Below are 18,447 nucleotides of genomic sequence, written 5' to 3' on the forward strand. Positions count from 1 at the left end.
TAGTACAATTTACCATTTTTTTGCACTTTGGTGGTATGCATACTGGTAAACCGGGCCAAAAATAGGAAAAAACTTTGAGAATGAGTTTTTAGTCAATAAAAAAAGCCCCGTTTAAAACGAGGCTTTTCAAAATGGGAAGAACTATTTTCCAAGTAGTTGAGTATATAACTGCAGGTAGTCAGCCAGATCTTCGTTATCCTTTTTGTAAGGGAGGATGATCTTACCTTTTTCCGCTTTCAGTTCATCTACTACTTTCTTTTCTGTTTTTTCTCCGGCCAGTACCACTGCGTCGGCGTATTTACCCGCGCCTCTGTTCAGTGCACTGTTGGTGCCTTCTTTATATAACTCCAGATCTTTTTCCTTGATCTGGGTACTGATGGTCGCTTTCTTTACAAAGCCGGCGCCGAGTTTTTCCTTGAAGGAGTTAGGCTCCATGGAATAAACCACTTTCGAATGAGCAAACACCGGTTCTTTCTTGTAGGCAGTCTTCAGATATAAAGGGATCAGGGAGGTCATCCATCCGCTGCAGTGAATGATGTCCGGCGGCCAGCCAAACTTCTTCACCGTTTCCAATGCTCCTTTACAGAAAAATACTGCACGGGCTGCATTATCGTCGTAGAACTGCTCATTTTCATCCGTAAATAAGGTTTTACGTTTGAAATAGTCCTCGTTGTCCAGGAAGTAGACCTGTAAACGTGCGTTCGGCAATGATGCTACTTTGATAATCAATGGATAATCGTCACCCTCAATCACAATGTTAATGCCAGACAGTCTTACCACCTCGTGTAGCCGGTGCCTTCTCTCGTTGATAATGCCAAACCGGGGCATGATCACCCGCACTTCCAGACCGGACTCATTGGACTTAATTGCCATTTTATTGACCATATTCGCATAATCTGTTAATTCCAGATAAGGCGACATTTCCTGAGCAATAAAAAGAATTCGTTTCTTTGTGGACATCTAATGCTGATATTAATGCAGTAATTTTAAATTTGGTTTGCAAAATTACGGATTTTTAACGGAAGAAAAGACAATTTGGCACTTTTAACATCCTTTTAAGCAATAAATTATGTATCTGTTCAAGCAGAAAGACGATCTCGAAAGGCTCTTATCAACAGCAAGGAAACAAGGCAAACGTATTGGTTTTGTGCCTACTATGGGCGCATTACATCAGGGACACCTGTCTCTGATAGCTGCTGCAAAAGAAAACAGCGATCTGGTGGTTTGCAGTATTTTTGTAAATCCCACACAATTCAATGATCCTGCAGATTTTGAGAAATATCCCATCACGATAGACCAGGATATCCAGTTACTGACCGCTGCCGGCAACGATGTATTGTTCCTGCCATCTGTGCAGGAAATGTATCCTAAAGGCCTGGCACCCGAAATGCATTATGAGTTCGGTCCGCTGGAAACGGTGCTTGAAGGGGCTCACCGTCCCGGTCACTTCCAGGGCGTAGGCCAGGTAGTACATAAATTACTCAGCCTGGTAGCGCCGGACAAACTGTTCATGGGACAAAAGGATTTCCAGCAATGCCTGATTATCAATCGGTTAATAAAATTGTTAGACCTGAAAGTCGAACTGGTCATCTGTCCCACGCTTCGTGAAACGGACGGTCTCGCCATGAGCAGCCGCAACCTGCGACTGAACCCAACCGAAAGGCAAAATGCACTACATATATCGCGCGCGCTTAATTATATCAAAGATCACGTCCACACCGCCCCTTTACAGGCACTCTCCGACCAGGGTATCCATCAGCTCACGGATCACGGCTTTGAGGTAGACTACCTGGAGATGGTGTCCATCCTCCCGGACGGTAACATCAGTTTTCCGGACACGCCCGGTAATGATCCGCTGTACGCTGTTGTTGCGGCCCGGGAGAACAGCAGTGGGGTGCGACTCATCGATAACATGCAGGTCAACTGATCTCCGCAGTATTAATACAGTGCTTCGGCTCAAACGCAGGCGGACTATGACTCTGTCTGAGGCGAAACACTGTATTATATTTTTTCCCTAATTTTGCTACACACTAAGAGCCCCCACGAGGAGTGGGATATTTTAACATGCACATTGAAGTACTGAAAAGTAAGATCCACCGCGCAGTGATCACTGAAGCAAACTTACAATACGTAGGAAGTATCACTATTGATGAAGATCTGCTGGATGCAGCAAACCTTATTGAATACGAAAAAGTACAGGTAGTGAACGTTAATAACGGAGAACGCCTGGAAACATATATCATCAAAGGAAAACGCGGTTCAGGCGTTGTTTGTATGAATGGCCCCGCTGCCCGTCTCTGTGCGGTTGGCGATATCGTGATCATTATCTCTTACGCATCTATGGACTTTCAGGAGGCAAAAAAGCATACTCCTATCGCTATTTTCCCGAAAGAAAATAATAAACTGTAACCGCTGATCCCAAAAAATTACTATTACTATGCCCAAATTTTTGAAGTTTATCTGCTTTTTAGCCATTGGGCTGGGATTAGTTTGGCTCGTTACACATAATCTTACTGACAAGGAAAAGGACGATATATTCAGCTCCCTGCAGCGTGCCAACTACTGGCTGCTGATCCCTGTTATCATTGTCGGTATTGCCAGTCACTGGTACAGGGCAGTCCGCTGGAAGCTGATCATGGAACCGCTGGGCTATCGCCCCAGCACACTCAACACCTTCTTTGCCGTAATGGTAGGATACCTGGCCAATCTGGCCGTACCCCGTCTAGGCGAGGTAACCCGTTGCGGTATTGTAGCCCGGTATGAAAAGATCCCGGTAGACAAACTGGTAGGTACCATGATCGCGGAACGCGCCGTGGACATGCTCCTGTTGCTTATATTAATGGTTATCACTGTTGTGATACAGATAGACGTGATCGGTGGCTTATTCATCAATGAGATCTGGCATCCCATTGAAAATAAACTCGGTGCAGCGGGTAGCTCCCGGTCTATGCTGCTCGCAGGTATCGGAATTGGTCTGCTGCTGATCGGGTATATCGGGTTCCGCCTGATCTCCCGCTCTAGTATCGGTATCAAGATCCGTGCACTTGCCCATGGCGTATGGGACGGTATCCGCTCCATTGGTCAGATGGAAAAGAAAGGATGGTTCATCTTTTACTCTATACTCATCTGGCTGATGTACTTCGCTATGATGTACCTGGGTTTCTACTGTATGGAAGAGACACGCGACCTCGGCCTAAAAGCGGCACTGGCTGTACTCATCATCGGCAGTGTGGGAATGATCGTGACGCCTGGTGGTACCGGTGCCTATCAGTTCCTCGTACAGCGTACGCTCATGGTATATGGTGTACTCGACACTTCCGCCTATGCATTTGGCTGGATAGTATGGTCAGCCCAAACTGTGCTGGTACTGATCGTAGGTCTGGGAAGCCTGATCGCCCTGCCCCTGTTCAACCGTGCGCCGGTACAGACGTCTGGCGCAGCAGCAGATGTACACTAGGCTTATCTGAAAAGAACAAACGCTGGCTACCCACAGCCCTTCAATTTTCATCGAACATAGTTAAATTGTAAGCATCCCCCTACGCTGCTGATATAGCCATATACGGGCTTAATGAAACCTTAACGAACTCGTTGTCTCCGTGTATTTATCTGCCTTCAGCCTATCCCGCCCCGGTCCGATGATTTGTATAGTATATAAGATAAATATTACATGAATTTGCCGGTAAGTCTCGCACTATAATTGCTTACCTTTAAGAAAACGCATCAGAAATTTAACATACGATATTCTTCAAAATATGTATTGTTGCGATTAGCAGTGTAATCACAACCGTTAATCATCTTTCAGATGCGATTGTCCAATAGTGAGCATATAGATACTAATTTTCAAGATCCGGTGATGGAAAAGAAAAGCAATAGCAAAAAAATAGCACCCGCAGCCGCCAAGAAGCCCAAAATGATCCCCAGGGACATCAGCTGGCTGGCCTTTAATGCGAGGGTTTTACAGGAAGCAGCTGATAACAGCGTGCCCCTGCTCGAACGAATCCGCTTCCTGGGTATTTTTTCCAACAACCTTGATGAGTTTTTCCGCGTACGTGTAGCAACCCTGAAGAGAATGTTGCTGGTAGGTAAATCTACCCGCATGCACCTGGAAGAAAATCCTGATGAAATTCTGGATGATATCCAGAGCATGGTAATCGATCAGCAAAGAGAGTTTGACCGTATATGGGAAAGTATCGAAGAGGAACTCAAGCAGCAGAAGATCTTCATCCGTACGGAGAAACACCTCAATAAAGAACAGCAGAAGTTTGTACTCAACTATTTCAATGATGAGGTACGTACGAACATCATACCGCTGATGATCGAGAGTATCCAGCACTTCCCCTTCCTGCGGGATAAATCTATCTATCTGGCAGTAGTACTGGCGAAACAGGATAATTCCATCAGACAGAAATTCGCCCTGATCGAGATCCCCAGTGTACTTCCGCGCTTTATCACGCTGCCCGCCAAAGATGGTGAAGCTGATATCATGTTGCTGGAAGATGTGATCCGTTTCAGTCTGCCGCATATATTCTCCTACTTTGGCTTTGACAAGTTCACCGCCCATATCATTAAAGTGACAAGGGACGCCGAACTGGATATTGATAATGACATCTCTACCAGTCTTATTCACCAGATTGAAAAAGGGCTGAAAGACCGTCGTAAAGGCAAACCCGTAAGATTTGTCTACGACAAAGACATCGACCCGCTCCTGCTCGAATACCTGATGCGCAGACTGGGCCTCTCTGGTAAAGATAACCTGATCCCCGGCGCCCGTATCCATAACTTCAAAGACTTTATGGACTTCCCGTCGGGTGTATTCAAAGACAGACCACATCCGCAACGTAAGAGTTTTATACATCCGCTGTTTGCCAATGCATCCAGTGTGATGCACGTGATACAGATGCAGGATGTAATGCTGCACTTCCCTTATCATTCATTTGATACCATCATTGACCTGCTGAGGGAAGCCGCCATTGATCCGAACGTTACCAGCATTAAGCTGACCGCGTACCGCCTCGCCAGGAACTCCAAGATCGTCAATGCACTGGTGAATGCCGTCCGCAATGGGAAGCAGGTAACAGTAGCCATCGAACTGAGAGCCCGTTTTAACGAAGCGGATAACCTGGAGTGGAAGACACGTCTGGAAGATGAAGGCGTGAAAGTACTTATTGGCATCCCCGGACTGAAGATCCATGCGAAACTCTGCGTGATCAAGAAACGTATTGGCACCAAGACCATTCAATGTGGCTTTGTGAGCACGGGTAACCTCAATGAGAAAACGGCCAGGGTATACGGAGATCATTGTCTGCTTACAGCCAACCGGAACATCATGGCTGATATCAACCGCATTTTCAGCTACCTGGAAAACAGCAAGCATGATATCAAGATGCTGGAAGCCTGCAATACCCTGCCGGTGAGCCCTTACAGTATGCGCCCATTCTTCATCCGTATGATCGAGAAAGAGATCAAGAATGCACGTCATAAGAAAGGTGGCTCCATGGTCATCAAAATGAACTCCCTCTCCGACCCGGAGATGATCAGCAAACTCTATGAAGCAGCCAAGGAAGGCGTGGATGTGAGCATGATCATCAGAGGTATCTGTTGCGCATATACGGAAAATAAAAAGTGGAAGAAGGATATCACGGCTGTCAGCATTGTGGATGAATACCTAGAACACGCACGTGTCTTCACTTTTGGTAAAGAATCGCAGTCACAGGTATACATTGCATCCTGCGACTGGATGCTGCGTAACCTGGACCACCGCGTAGAAGTAGCGATCCCGATATTTGACCCGGCCATCCAGCAGGAATTAAGGGATATACTGGCTATACAGCTGAGTGGTAATGTGAAAGCGCGTATCCTGGATAATGAGCAGAAGAACGAGTACAAGCGGGATAATAGTGGTAAGAAAATAAGATCGCAGATAGAGATCTTTAAGTATCTGCATGAGAAACAGTATAATTAATCAGGAATCGGGAATTAGGAATTGATGTGATATTGTTTCTCTCCAGACATCAGTCTTCGCTGCATTTCAATTCCTAATTCCTAATTTCCTAATTCATAATTATATTTGCGCTCATGAAGCTTGCTGCCATTGATATTGGGTCCAACGCTGCCAGGCTGCTTATTTCAGAAGCGTCGCCAAACAGTCAGGGCCGTATGGATTTTACAAAAGTCAACCTCGTCAGGGTTCCATTGCGTCTGGGTCTTGATGTATTCAGCCAGGGGGCTATTTCTGAGAAAAGAGCGACTCACCTGCTCAATACGATCAAAGCCTACAAACTGTTGCTGGAAGTATATGAGGTAAAATACCTGAAAGCATGTGCAACTTCAGCCATGCGTGATGCAGCTAATGCGACTGAAATATTACAGGATGTCAGACAGCAGACAGGCATTGACATAAAAGTCATCTCCGGACAGGAAGAAGCATCATTCCTCTATGAAAGTCACATCGCAGAGAATCTTGACAAGAACCGCTCCTACATGTATATCGATGTAGGTGGAGGTAGCACAGAAGTGACCATCTTCAGCAACAACAGTCTCCGTCATAAAGAATCTTTTAATATCGGCACGATCCGTCTGATGCAGCATCAGGTCGGAGATGAACAGTGGCAGTATATGAAAGATACCATTAAATCGCGCATCAAGGGCCTTGGCACTATCACCGCTATTGGCTCGGGTGGTAATATCAATAAGGTCTTCTCGCTGTCTAAACGCAAGGAGGGCAAACCACTTACGCTGGATGTGCTGAAAGATTATTATAAAGAGTTCAACGGATTCACCGTAGAAGAACGTATCCATCTCTATAACCTTCGGGAAGACCGTGCGGACGTGATTGTTCCTGCCCTTCAGATATATATTAATATCATGCGGTGGGCCGATGCGACAGAGATCTTTGTACCGAAAATAGGTCTTGCAGATGGCCTTGTCCAGTCCCTGTATGCTGAGATTAGTAAGTAATTGGTAAATATTGGTTACCTTAACGCCCATTTTTCTAATCAATAACTGTGTTTCAGCATGTCAACGCACAAAGAAGTTAAAAGGATCACCACACACATATTACAGAAAATGAAGAATGATGGAGAGAAGATCTCCATGCTGACCGCATATGATTATTCCATGGCACGCATCTTTGACGATGCCGGTATGGACATCCTGCTGGTCGGCGATTCTGCTGCTAACGTAATGGCGGGCTACGAAACCACCCTGCCCATTACACTGGATCATATGATCTATCATGCAGCTTCTGTAGTAAGAGGAATCAGACGCAGTTTTGTAGTTGTAGACCTGCCTTTTGGTACCTACCAGGGCAATTCTAAAGAGGCACTGGCCTCCACCGTGCGTATTATGAAGGAAACCAGCGCCCACGGTGTTAAAATAGAGGGCGGTGAAGAAATTCTTGAATCTGTTAAGCGTATCATCTCCGCAGGCGTACCTGTAATGGGGCACCTGGGACTGACGCCTCAATCCATCAATAAATTTGGTACATATAGCGTAAGGGCTACCGAAGAAGCAGAAGCACAGAAACTGCTGAAGGATGCCCGCCTGCTGGAAGAAGCGGGTTGTTTTGCGATCGTACTGGAAAAAATACCTGCCCTGCTGGCTAAACAGGTGGCAGAAAGCATTCACATCCCTGTGATCGGTATCGGCGCCGGCAAATATGTCGATGGCCAGGTACTGGTGATGCATGATATGCTGGGTATCAACAAAGATTTTAAACCCCGCTTCCTGCGCCGTTATCTCAATTTATATGACGAAATTTACAAGGCGTCACAGCAATATATCCACGACGTGAAAGCAAAAGACTTTCCGAACGATAACGAACAATACTAAAATCGTTTTATGTTAGACTATGTTCTCAGCGGCCTGATGCAACGCTACCAGGAACGTGTTCCTGACGTTGCGGCAATCATTGCCGCCATGATCACTGAGAATCTGATCCAGCTACCGGAAGACATTGAAAATGATCACATTGCCTTTCGTACAATGGGTGTACCCGAACTAGGGGTGCAATCGCTGGAAAAGATCTTCCTTCATTACGGTTACACCAGAAGAGAAGCCTACCACTTTAAAGAAAAGAAGCTGGATGCATTCTGGTACGCCCCTCCTGCTCCCCATTACCCACGCATCTTCATCAGCGAGCTGCGGGTAAAGGACCTCAGTCCGGAGGCACAGCGTATCATTACCAGCTACACCAAAGAAGTGCTGGTAGATCCGGTAAGTAACCTGGACCTGAACGATGGCCCTGCCGTAGATACCTTCCTGCACAGTTCTCTCTGGCGTACGCCTACCTATGCGGATTTCCAGGCGCTGTCGGCAGAAAGTGAATACGCTGCCTGGGTGATCTACAACAGGTACTACCTCAATCACTTCACGATCAGCGTACAGAACCTGCCAGCCGGGTATAATACCGTAGCCGATTTCAACAGGTTCCTGGAGAAAGAAGGATTTACGCTCAATGATTCAGGCGGTAAGATCAAGGAAAGTCCGGACCATCTGCTGCTGCAGAGCAGCACGGTGGCAAAGATGATCCCGGCTACCTTTGCTGACAACGAAATACATAAAATAGCCGGTTCCTACGTGGAATTTGCAGAGCGCAGGGTACTGCCGCAGTTCGCACACCTGCCAGCCGATCAGATCACCCGTGAACATCGCAGGGAAGGTTTTGAAGCTGGCAATGCAGACCGCATTTTTGAAAGCACATACAGTTCACAGACGAATAAATAACGCAGATAAGGCCGGTCATCAGAATGCCCGGCCTTGTTGTTTAGCGCTCCTGTTGAACGCACCGTCAGTATACTACTGCGGATATACATCAAAACAGAAAAAAGCATATACATGATCCAGGATATTCTGCAACAGTTACATATCAGCAACACCAATAGCGGTGTCAGTACAGGTACAAAATGGCTGGATGCCAAAGGAGCCGCTATTCAGGCGTCTTCTCCTGTAGACGGAAAGGATATCGCAGTTGTAACAGGCGCCAGCCGTGCCGATTACGATGCGGTGATTACAGTGGCCCAACAGGCTTTTACAGAATGGCGTTTATGGCCGGCGCCCCGCAGAGGCGAGATCGTCCGTCAGGTAGGCGAAGCGCTGCGCCGGAACAAGGAAGCCCTGGGTAAACTGGTATCCTATGAAATGGGGAAAAGTTTGCAGGAGGGATATGGAGAAGTACAGGAGATGATCGATATCTGCGACTTTGCCGTGGGCCTCTCCCGGCAGCTACACGGACTGACCATGCACTCTGAACGTCCTGGTCACCGCATGTATGAGCAATGGCATCCTTTGGGTATTACCGGCATTATTTCCGCGTTTAACTTCCCCGTAGCCGTGTGGAGCTGGAATGCGATGTTAGCCTGGATATGTGGTGACGTTTGCGTCTGGAAGCCATCAGAGAAGACCCCCTTGTCGGCGATAGCGTGCCAGCAGATCATACAGGATGTACTGAAAGACAATAACGTGCCGGAAGGCGTTTGCTGCCTGGTAGTGGGTGGCCGCGAAACCGGTGAATGGATGGCTGCGGATACAAGGGTACCACTGGTATCTGCAACAGGGTCCACGCGAATGGGCAAGGCAGTGAGCAGCACCGTAGGTGCCCGTCTGGGACGTGCCTTACTGGAACTGGGAGGCAACAATGCAATTATTATTACTGCGGATGCAGACCTGGATATGTCACTCATCGGCTGTGTATTTGGTGCGGTTGGCACCGCCGGACAACGCTGTACCAGCACCCGCCGGCTGATCATCCATGAAAGTGTATACGAGACGTTTACACAGAAACTCGTGAAGGCATACAAGCAGCTGCATATCGGCAACCCACTGGATGAAAATAATCACGTAGGTCCGCTGATCGACAAAGACGCAGTGAACCTGTATCTCAGCTCTATCGAGCAGGTGAAAGCACAGGGCGGCACCTTCCTGGTAGAGGGCGGCGTATTATCCGGCGATGCCTACACCTCCGGATGTTATGTGAAACCTTCTATCGCAGCTGTAGAGAACACCTACCCGATCGTACAACATGAAACCTTCGCTCCTATACTGTATGTGATGAAATACAGCCAGCTGGAAGAGGCGATCGCCATGCAGAACAATGTGCCACAGGGATTATCTTCCGCCATCATGACACTCAACCTCCGGGAAGCGGAACTATTCCTTTCTCAGGCAGGCTCTGACTGTGGTATTGCTAACGTCAATATCGGTACTTCCGGGGCAGAGATCGGTGGGGCATTTGGTGGGGAGAAAGAGACAGGTGGCGGCAGGGAAAGTGGCTCAGATGCATGGAAGTCTTATATGCGCCGGCAGACGAATACTATTAACTATTCAACTAAGCTGCCGCTGGCACAAGGGATCAAGTTTGAGCTTGGAGCGTGAGGAATTAAGATTAGGAACTTTTACTCCCTGCACAATAACACGGACACCAATCCGTTTAATATTCGGATAACTTATAAAATGATAATATTCCAGATATAAGCGGATAGAAAGGCCGCAGAGAAGAATTTTCACAATTGCATGTGAATGAACAACGTAGAAAAGAATAGCGAGGTTAGAGAACCTCGCTTTTTCGTTAAACGGAAACCATGCTTATGAGAAAAGTAGCTATGTAACTTAAGCAAGTTATCAAGTACTCTTCCAGCTCTAAATATTACACTTTTTTCCGGAAATTCATATTCTACTTTTGTGGTATTTGCAAATTTTTTTTGACAAGCGGCAAGATCATTTGCTGCGTTCAATGCAGGCGCGACTTTCGTGGCAACACGTTTTGTTTTCTCCCCTGAGAAATGTTTTACCTGTTAAGTAGTTTACATGTTAAATTAACAGTGAATGAAGGAATACGCAAACGACTATCCCGCTAAATAGCTGTTAGCACATTGTTTGTCTCGTTCATCATTTAAGAAACCCGATTACCTGACATTTTGCATACCTTTAACCTAATTTGGTTTTTGATTTGTAAAGTTTATTGAGAAAAAAACAGACTGATGAAATCTAAAAAAGCTATGGCAGTCATGGCTGGTAGTGTTGTGATGATGGCTGCGCTCACCGCAAACCCGACTTATGCCCAAACCGCAATTCCGAGAAACTGGCACCTGCTGAATTATACACAGGATAGCGTATATGGTACCGGCGTAGAAAAGGCCTACAAAGAGTTACTGAAAGGAAGAAAAAGTACCCCTGTACTCGTTGCCGTGATCGACTCAGGCATTGACACCCTGCATGAAGATCTCAAATCAATCCTCTGGGTAAATCCTAAAGAAATTCCAGGTAATGGCATAGACGACGATAAAAATGGTTATGTGGATGATGTCCACGGATGGAACTTCCTGGGCGGTAAAGACGGCCGCAGCGTAAAGGAGGATTCAGACGAGGCTACCCGTGAATACTATCGTTATAAAAGCTTATATATCAATCCGGATTCTGCCCTGGACAAACAGTCCAAGGAATATCAGTACTGGCAGAAACTGCAGGGTAGAGTGGTGAAGCCCTCTCCTAACGAGAGCAAGGTCACCTACAAAACCATGCTAAAGCTGCAGGAAAGTCTGCATAAATGCGAAATGCTGCTTACCGGCTACCTGAAGCAAAATGACTTCACTGCCGCAAAACTGGACAGTATTCAGACGACTGACCAGGACGTAATGGTAGCCAAGAAGTTCATGCAGCGGATCTTCCAGAATACCGGTGAAGAGAACCTTACCTACTCCGAACTCAAATCTGAATTTGAAGAATACCTTGCTGAACTGAAAAGGAAAGCCGAAGCGGCTGACAGTGAAGGACCTGCTGATAAACGTGCTGAGATAATCGGCGATAACATCAATGACATCAATGATAAATACTACGGCAACAACGATGTGATGGGACAATTCGGTTTCCATGGCACCCACGTTTCCGGTATCATCGCCGCAGTAAGAGGCAATGGCGTTGGTATGGACGGTATCAATGACAATGTACGGATCATGATGGTGAAAGCAGTACCTGATGGTGATGAACGTGATAAAGACGTTGCCCTGGCTATCCGCTATGCGGTAGACAACGGTGCACGCGTGGTGAACATGAGCTTCGGTAAAGGCTTCTCCCCTCATAAGGACTGGGTAGACGATGCCGTTAAATATGCGGAAGAAAAAGGCGTGTTGCTGGTGCATGCAGCCGGTAACGATGGCAATGACAACGACGTGGTTGACAACTTCCCGAATCCTGACTTTGCCGATCACTCTGCCAGAGCCAATAACTACATTACTGTAGGTGCCAGCAGCAATGGCAGGAACACTAAAGTGGCCAATTTCTCTAACTACGGCAAGAAGAACGTAGACCTATTCGCTCCGGGCGTACAGATCTACTCTACTGTGCCTGGTGGTAACAAATACGGCGCAGCAAGCGGTACGAGTATGGCGGCCCCGGTTGTAGCGGGCGTAGCTGCACTGGTATTGGCATACCATCCGAACCTGACTGCCGCTCAGCTGAAATCGATCCTGATGAAATCTGCCACTCCGTTACCTGACGGCACTACAGAGGTCAATAAGCCAGGTGCGGGTGATACCAAGGTGCCTTTCAGTGAACTGTCTATCTCCGGCGGACTGATAAACGCTTATGAAGCGTTGAAGCTGGCAGATACCCTTGACACAGACAAGGGTACACACCCAAAGAAAAAAAAGAAAGCAAAGATGGAACCTGTCAAAAAAGGATAGTCCCACTGAATGCGACATCAATAATGTTCTTTATAAAGAAGGCGGCCTCTCACGAGGCCGCCTTTTACTTTTTCCAACATCTTTATTTCACCAGTCTCCAGTTAAACGGATACCTGTAAAAGATCCCATTGTGCGCCTTAGAGGCTGCTATAGCAGAGAAAATGATATTCAACACAAATACTATCCCACGTGTGCCATTGAGGAAAGTAAAGCCATTATGATTCCAATAATAGTTAAATCCAGGTCTACCCCATGACCATTGCCAGTGATTGACCATGCCGATCAGATTGAGACCGACATTTATGATACTCATAGTGATCTGAAAGTTAAGTGCTTCTTTTCCCGTCTGATTCAGAAAATCAGATTCGTTCCGTTTGATAAGCCACAGGATCAGTACAGCAATAATATTACCCGCAGGCGGAATGAATATCATACCGATGATACCGCCGAGGTGCATAAAGAGCGCCCAGTTTCTTTCTTCGTTTTTTTGCATAAGGGTATTATAATTCGGGTTATGTCTTAGGGATCTTCTGGTTGATAAGTGCACTAAAATATAAAAACAAAAACTACAAACCTATAAGCCGGATTCTGTTCTCCCTGTTAAAAGGAGCTGCTATCATTTATCTTCGATGCCGTTCACACGACACCTGTATCTGCCTACCCTCGGTCATCGGACGAGTAGCCCTAAGCGACCGTATACATGGCATTTCAACACGCAAGGTTTACCCTCCCAATATGTTGCCATACCAGAACGTGGGCTCTTACCCCACATTTTCACCCTTACCTGCTGCTGCTTGCGCAACTGGCAGGCGGTCATTTTCTGTGGCACTATCTGTACCGCTCTTCGCCCTTTGCAGAGAAAAGAGCAGCCCCACCCGTTAGGTGGTGCGTTACTCTATGTTGTCCGGACTTTCCTCATCTACCTTTCGGTTGAAGCGACAGCACGGTTCGTAGTTTTTGCAAATGTAATAGAAAAGCTGACAAATGCCCTAATGCCGGAAAAATATCTCGGTGGCACCGTAGCCATAACGGGGATGGTACTCGTTCACAAAACGCTCTACTCCCGGCGTATCGCGCAGGATCGCATGTATCTCATCTTTCAGTTTTCCTTTTCCTACCCCGTGAATAACGATCATGGTATGCTGATGATGTGCCATAGCCAGTTCCAGGTAGTGCACAAACTCATTCAGCTGAATAGCCAGTATCTCAATATTCTTCAGGCCTTTCCACTCCTTCACCAGCTGCTCAATGTGCAGGTCCAGCTCATATTTCGGCTGGGCTGGTGGTTCGGGGGCTGCCTGGGCAGTAGTCATATTGCTCCCGGCAGACATAGACCCTACACTCGACGCATCGAAATACGGCTTATCATCCTTACTCTTCTCCGGATACTTCTCAAATAAAACCTGGGTCAATGTAGCATCCCGCCTTGTCTGCAATTCAGACAACTGCAGGAATAACTGCTTGGCTTTCGGCTTCCATGTTTTAGGAAAAGAAGAAGCCAGCTTATCATTCTTTTCTTTAGGGAAGAAGACAAACTCGAGCCGCGGACTATCATTCAGCGACTCAAACATCAGGTCAGACAGGTAGAAATTACTAAAGGGCTGGATCTCATTGCGGATCTCCATCTCCATACTGTTCTTCAGCCATACCTGGAAATTAAACCGGTAAGCTTCACTGGTCTCATTCAACAGGTGGAATTTCAGTGACTGTACATGCTCTTCGTAAGCATCCAAACGGAAGACAGGTAATATAGAAAGGAACATACCCCGGCTCATCCGGATATTGTCCTCATACTTCTTTTTCTCTGGCTTGATATCATAGCCCTGTATCCGCTGTTGTGGTTGCGGAGCCGGCTTAGGACTCGTAAAGCGATGAAAATAAGGAAAATCGATCTGGTCAAGGTATACCGGGAAAGTCACCTTTCCTACTTCTACCATTACCATGTCGGCATTAATAATGTCTACGACAGTCCCCTCCTCTTTAGAATGAAGGAGCAATATCTTATCGCCAATCTCAAACTTCATACTTGCAATGCCGCGACTGTAATACAAATTTTAAGGAACTGCCGTTAAAAGACAGTCCGCATCGCGGATAGCAAAGATAACTATGAATTAGGAATTAGAAATTACGAATTAGGAATTGCGCTCCAAAAGGCCAGCCAATCACCAGAGGCAGGTGGTTTTTACACTGCCAGCTTACCCACATAACATCCTCCTGCTGACATGGAAGTCAACAGGTTGTACTATTTACAGCAAGTAAGCGAGTATATAACAGGTACACCCTACAGGCTATGGATGATTTCCATAACAGGTACCATTCAGCAACCTCAGTTCCTAATTCCTGATTTTCCTCAAGCCGGGTGACGGCGCATATAATCATCGAATGACATGGGGCCGCTTCCCTCTACAAGAAAGAAAACAAGTAGAAGCAGAACAAGGATAGAAAGGCCGACTCCTCCGTGTACATTAAATAACCCGGTTGTGGTATGTACAAAGATAATGGCACCTAATAAGACAGGAATGTTGGCAATAATAGCCACGCGTGTAAGTAAACCGAAGATAATCAGAATTCCGCCAGCCAGATGAGCAAAGACAATGTAGTGAGCAAGCCAGAAGGACATAACTGTGAGCACCGGACTTTCGTTGATCACAGACTTAAGTACATCAATATTTTGTATGAAAACCACCCCTTTGTAGAATAAAAATACGCCGAGGAGCACGCGTATACCATCCAGCCAGCGCGGATGGTGCGCCTCGCCCCAACGGTCTATTCGTTGTAGCAGATTCATAAAACATGATTTTAAGATCAAAGAGCTTACCGAATATACGCATTAAAGTTGACTAAAGCAACAGTTAACTTGACGGAAGCAATTATTTATCTTAAAATATTGATATACTTATACTTGTGCCAACTTACTCTTCCTGTAGCCGTAGCTGAAATAAATAACCAGGCCTATCAGCAGCCAGATGGAAAACACCACCCAGTTGCGGAATCCGATCTCAGTCATGAGGTAGAAGCAGCTTAGCAGTCCCAGTACAGGGATCAGCGATAACTTATGTACGAAGGACAGCACCGTAAATACCAATGCTGCTATTACAAAGAAGAAGAAAGGAATATTATGCTTCCACACTTCCCAGCCGCCGGCAAAAGAGAAGCGCGCTGGTAGCTCATTGCGGAAAATGTAAGCAAAAATAATGATGATCGCCGGTACAATATATTGACCATTGACATAAGGGAGCCTGAAGCCCCTGGTGTTTGCATCCTTCGGCTGCTGTGGTAATAACAGCACGCCACCACACACGAGGATAAACGCGAATAACGTACCGATGCTGGTAAGATCTGTCACGACGGTCAAATTCAGGAACAAAGCAGGAATACCTACCAGGAACCCTGTAACGATCGTAGCAAAAGAAGGTGTCTTGAACTTAGGATGGATAATGCTGAAACGCTTTGGCAACAGACCATCACGGCTCATACTCATCCATATACGTGGCTGCCCGATCTGGAATACCAGCAATACGCTGGTCGTTGCGATCACTGCACTTACCGAGATCAGGAAGCTCACCTTCGGCAGATTTACCGCGTTAAACACATATGCTAACGGGTCATCTACTTTCAGGTCAGCGTATGACACCATACCAGTCAGTACAAAAGCTATCAGAATATATAATACGGTACAGATGATCAGTGAATAAATCATACCCTTCGGCAAGTCACGTTGCGGATTAGCACATTCTTCAGCGGTGGTGCTCACCGCATCAAAACCAATGTAAGCAAAGAATACGGCAGAAACGCCTTTCAGCACGCCTGAGAACCCATTGGGCATAAACGGCGTCCAGTTGTCTACGTTCACGAAGAATGCACCCACGATGATCACAAAAAGGATCACCAATATCTTCAGTCCCACCATGAAGTTAGCACTGCGTTTACTCTCCCTGATACCTACAAAGGCGAGGTAAGTCACCAGTACCACAATTATAAAAGCAGGCAGATTCAATATCACTGGTACTCCCAGAATATGTGGCGCTGCGATGTATACGGCCTCTGATGCACTGTCATAGTTGTTGGTCAGCCACTCCGGCAATGACATATTCACTCCGACCGCATTACCAACACCTGTCAACAGGTTATTAAAATACCCACTCCAGGAAATGGCCACTGCAATATTCCCGATCGCATATTCAAGGATAAGCGCCCAGCCTATTACCCAGGCTGCCAGTTCTCCAAAAGTGACATAGGAATAAGTGTATGCACTGCCCGATACCGGCACGCGGGATGCAAACTCCGCATAGCAGAGTGCAGAAAAACCACAGGTAACAGCCGTTATAATAAATAATAAGGAAACACCGGGGCCACCATGATAGGAAGCCTCCCCGATCGTAGAGAAGATACCTGCGCCAATTACTGCCGCGATACCCAGTGCGGTCAGGTCACGCACCTTCAAAACCTTGTTGAGTTCCCCTCCTCCATGCGCATCCGTTAAACCATCTTGAGCATCTTTGAGTATACTAATAATAGATTTCTTACGAAAAAGCGATTTGGACATCAGGTAATTAGGTTCAGGTTTAGCTAATGCGCGAATATATATAAATTAACCGATAAGCAAACTTTCATGGCCCTTTTGATTAGAAAAAACGCTGCTGGAAGTACAAATTGCCTCCTTTACACCTTCCACGGGCCATACCCGGGCACTACAAAGGCAAAAGCCGTATCAGGCTGATACGGCTTCACAAATACGGTTATTTATTACAGATCAATGTTCCCGCTTCAGGAGAAAATCCGCCAGTTCTATCAACGGCTTCTTCCTGGACGAGATCACGGCAATATTTTCAAGATGCTCAAATGCCAGTTGCTGGAAACGCTCCTTCTCTTTCCCGGCCCATACATCCACTTTACAATCACGGAACAATTCCAGCACCTGGTTTACCTTGTCATCCGGACTCGTCGCCAGTAATGTTTTCAACTGCTTATGTTGCGCCGGATTGCACAGCTCCAGTGCCTTCAGCAACAGGAAGGTCTTCTTGTTGACCAGGATATCGCCTCCCTGCTGTTTACCGAATTTCTCCGGATCTCCAAACGCGTCCAGGTAGTCGTCCTGGATCTGGAAGGCAATACCGATATTCTTACCAAACTCGTAAATATGCTGCTGGTTATAGTCACTACCACCGCCAATGATCGCTCCCATCTGCAGACTGGCCGCCAGCAGTACGGAAGTTTTCAGCGCGATCATGTTCACATAGTCGTTGTACTGCACCTGTTCCGGTTCTGTCTCTTCGAAGTCCATGTCCATCTGCTGACCTTCACAAACTTCAATAGCCGCCTTATTAAAAGCAGTGATCAGTTTCTGCTTGTACTGTGGTTGTACCTTATTCAGGTACTCATAGACTTTGATCAGCATCACGTCACCCGCCAGGATAGCAGCCGTGTCGCCATACAGCGTATGTACAGTTGGCTTATTACGGCGCAGCGGCGCTTTATCCATGAGATCATCATGCACCAGTGTAAAGTTATGGAACAGTTCAACGGCAGTACCTACATGAAAAGCATCCTGATGGATGTCGTCAAATAGCTCATTTCCCATAATAGCTAATACAGGTCTTATGCGCTTGCCACCTATAGTTAATATGTGGCTGGCTGCGTCATACAACTTCTTCGGCTGTTGCGGGAAATGCTCCTTACTGAAATGTTCTCCAAACTGAATGGTCAATTCTTGAAATGAATGCATGGTGTAATATCTTCTATAAACGGCTGTAAGTTATATAAAATTGAG

15 protein-coding genes and 1 other RNA gene are annotated in these 18,447 nt (G+C 46.5%); 9 read left to right on the top strand and 7 right to left on the bottom strand.

Translation table 11 applies throughout. The annotated features are described in order from the left end of the window. Nucleotides 1–141: 141 nt before the first annotated feature. On the bottom strand, nt 142–960 hold the full coding sequence (locus GWR21_RS05030; protein ID WP_146305273.1) for a glycogen/starch synthase: 819 nt from the start codon (nt 958–960) through the stop codon (nt 142–144). A 109-nt stretch (nt 961–1,069) separates the two neighbouring features. On the opposite strand from GWR21_RS05030, the gene panC reads away from it, so the two are divergent. From panC to GWR21_RS05075, 9 genes are all read left to right on the top strand, one after another. Then, nucleotides 1,070–1,927, top strand: a complete 858-nt coding sequence (gene panC / locus GWR21_RS05035; RefSeq protein WP_162330681.1) for a pantoate--beta-alanine ligase — start codon at nt 1,070–1,072, stop codon at nt 1,925–1,927. A gap of 137 nt (nt 1,928–2,064) precedes the next feature. After that, nucleotides 2,065–2,409 (top strand): aspartate 1-decarboxylase, encoded by a 345-nt coding sequence (gene panD, locus GWR21_RS05040; protein WP_162330682.1) that lies wholly within the window; start codon nt 2,065–2,067, stop codon nt 2,407–2,409. Nucleotides 2,410–2,437: 28 nt separating this feature from the next. Beyond that, nucleotides 2,438–3,457, top strand: coding sequence for a lysylphosphatidylglycerol synthase transmembrane domain-containing protein (locus GWR21_RS05045; protein ID WP_162330683.1), 1,020 nt, complete (start codon nt 2,438–2,440; stop codon nt 3,455–3,457). 345 nt (nt 3,458–3,802) lie between these two features. After that, the gene (gene ppk1 / locus GWR21_RS05050) at nt 3,803–5,962 is read left to right on the top strand and encodes a polyphosphate kinase 1 (protein ID WP_202929049.1); all 2,160 of its coding nucleotides are present in this window, start codon (nt 3,803–3,805) and stop codon (nt 5,960–5,962) included. A gap of 113 nt (nt 5,963–6,075) precedes the next feature. After that, complete coding sequence (locus GWR21_RS05055) at nt 6,076–6,957, top strand: Ppx/GppA phosphatase family protein (RefSeq protein ID WP_162330684.1); 882 nt, start codon at nt 6,076–6,078, stop codon at nt 6,955–6,957. A gap of 57 nt (nt 6,958–7,014) precedes the next feature. Next, complete coding sequence (gene panB, locus GWR21_RS05060; RefSeq protein WP_162330685.1) at nt 7,015–7,830, top strand: 3-methyl-2-oxobutanoate hydroxymethyltransferase; 816 nt, start codon at nt 7,015–7,017, stop codon at nt 7,828–7,830. 9 nt (nt 7,831–7,839) lie between these two features. Continuing rightward, the gene (locus GWR21_RS05065) at nt 7,840–8,724 is read left to right on the top strand and encodes a DUF1338 domain-containing protein (protein ID WP_162330686.1); all 885 of its coding nucleotides are present in this window, start codon (nt 7,840–7,842) and stop codon (nt 8,722–8,724) included. Between the two features lie 111 nt (nt 8,725–8,835). Then, on the top strand, nt 8,836–10,371 hold the full coding sequence (gene amaB, locus GWR21_RS05070; RefSeq protein WP_162330687.1) for an L-piperidine-6-carboxylate dehydrogenase: 1,536 nt from the start codon (nt 8,836–8,838) through the stop codon (nt 10,369–10,371). A gap of 605 nt (nt 10,372–10,976) precedes the next feature. Beyond that, a complete protein-coding gene (locus GWR21_RS05075; RefSeq protein WP_162330688.1) occupies nt 10,977–12,677 on the top strand; it encodes a S8 family peptidase in 1,701 nt (566 codons plus the stop codon). An 82-nt stretch (nt 12,678–12,759) separates the two neighbouring features. Here the strand turns inward: GWR21_RS05075 and GWR21_RS05080 are convergent, their stop codons facing one another. The 6 genes from GWR21_RS05080 to GWR21_RS05105 all read right to left on the bottom strand — a co-directional run bounded on the left by GWR21_RS05080 (nt 12,760) and on the right by GWR21_RS05105 (nt 18,402). Then, nucleotides 12,760–13,170: a DUF4870 domain-containing protein gene (locus GWR21_RS05080; protein WP_162330689.1), complete on the bottom strand. Its 411-nt coding sequence runs from the start codon at nt 13,168–13,170 to the stop codon at nt 12,760–12,762. 68 nt (nt 13,171–13,238) lie between these two features. Further along, nucleotides 13,239–13,632, bottom strand: an RNA gene (gene rnpB / locus GWR21_RS05085) — RNase P RNA component class A. A gap of 34 nt (nt 13,633–13,666) precedes the next feature. Then, complete coding sequence (locus GWR21_RS05090) at nt 13,667–14,701, bottom strand: Smr/MutS family protein (RefSeq protein WP_162330690.1); 1,035 nt, start codon at nt 14,699–14,701, stop codon at nt 13,667–13,669. Nucleotides 14,702–15,027: 326 nt separating this feature from the next. Then, on the bottom strand, nt 15,028–15,465 hold the full coding sequence (locus GWR21_RS05095) for a DoxX family protein (protein ID WP_162330691.1): 438 nt from the start codon (nt 15,463–15,465) through the stop codon (nt 15,028–15,030). A 108-nt stretch (nt 15,466–15,573) separates the two neighbouring features. Further along, nucleotides 15,574–17,223 carry an amino acid permease gene (locus GWR21_RS05100; protein WP_162330692.1) on the bottom strand — a complete coding sequence of 550 codons (1,650 nt, stop codon included), beginning with the start codon at nt 17,221–17,223 and terminating at the stop codon, nt 15,574–15,576. A gap of 207 nt (nt 17,224–17,430) precedes the next feature. Next, nucleotides 17,431–18,402 carry a polyprenyl synthetase family protein gene (locus GWR21_RS05105; RefSeq protein ID WP_162330693.1) on the bottom strand — a complete coding sequence of 324 codons (972 nt, stop codon included), beginning with the start codon at nt 18,400–18,402 and terminating at the stop codon, nt 17,431–17,433. Nucleotides 18,403–18,447 lie beyond the last annotated feature (45 nt).

Origin of the sequence: Chitinophaga agri, from assembly GCF_010093065.1 — a bacterium.
Lineage (GTDB): Bacteria > Bacteroidota > Bacteroidia > Chitinophagales > Chitinophagaceae > Chitinophaga > Chitinophaga agri.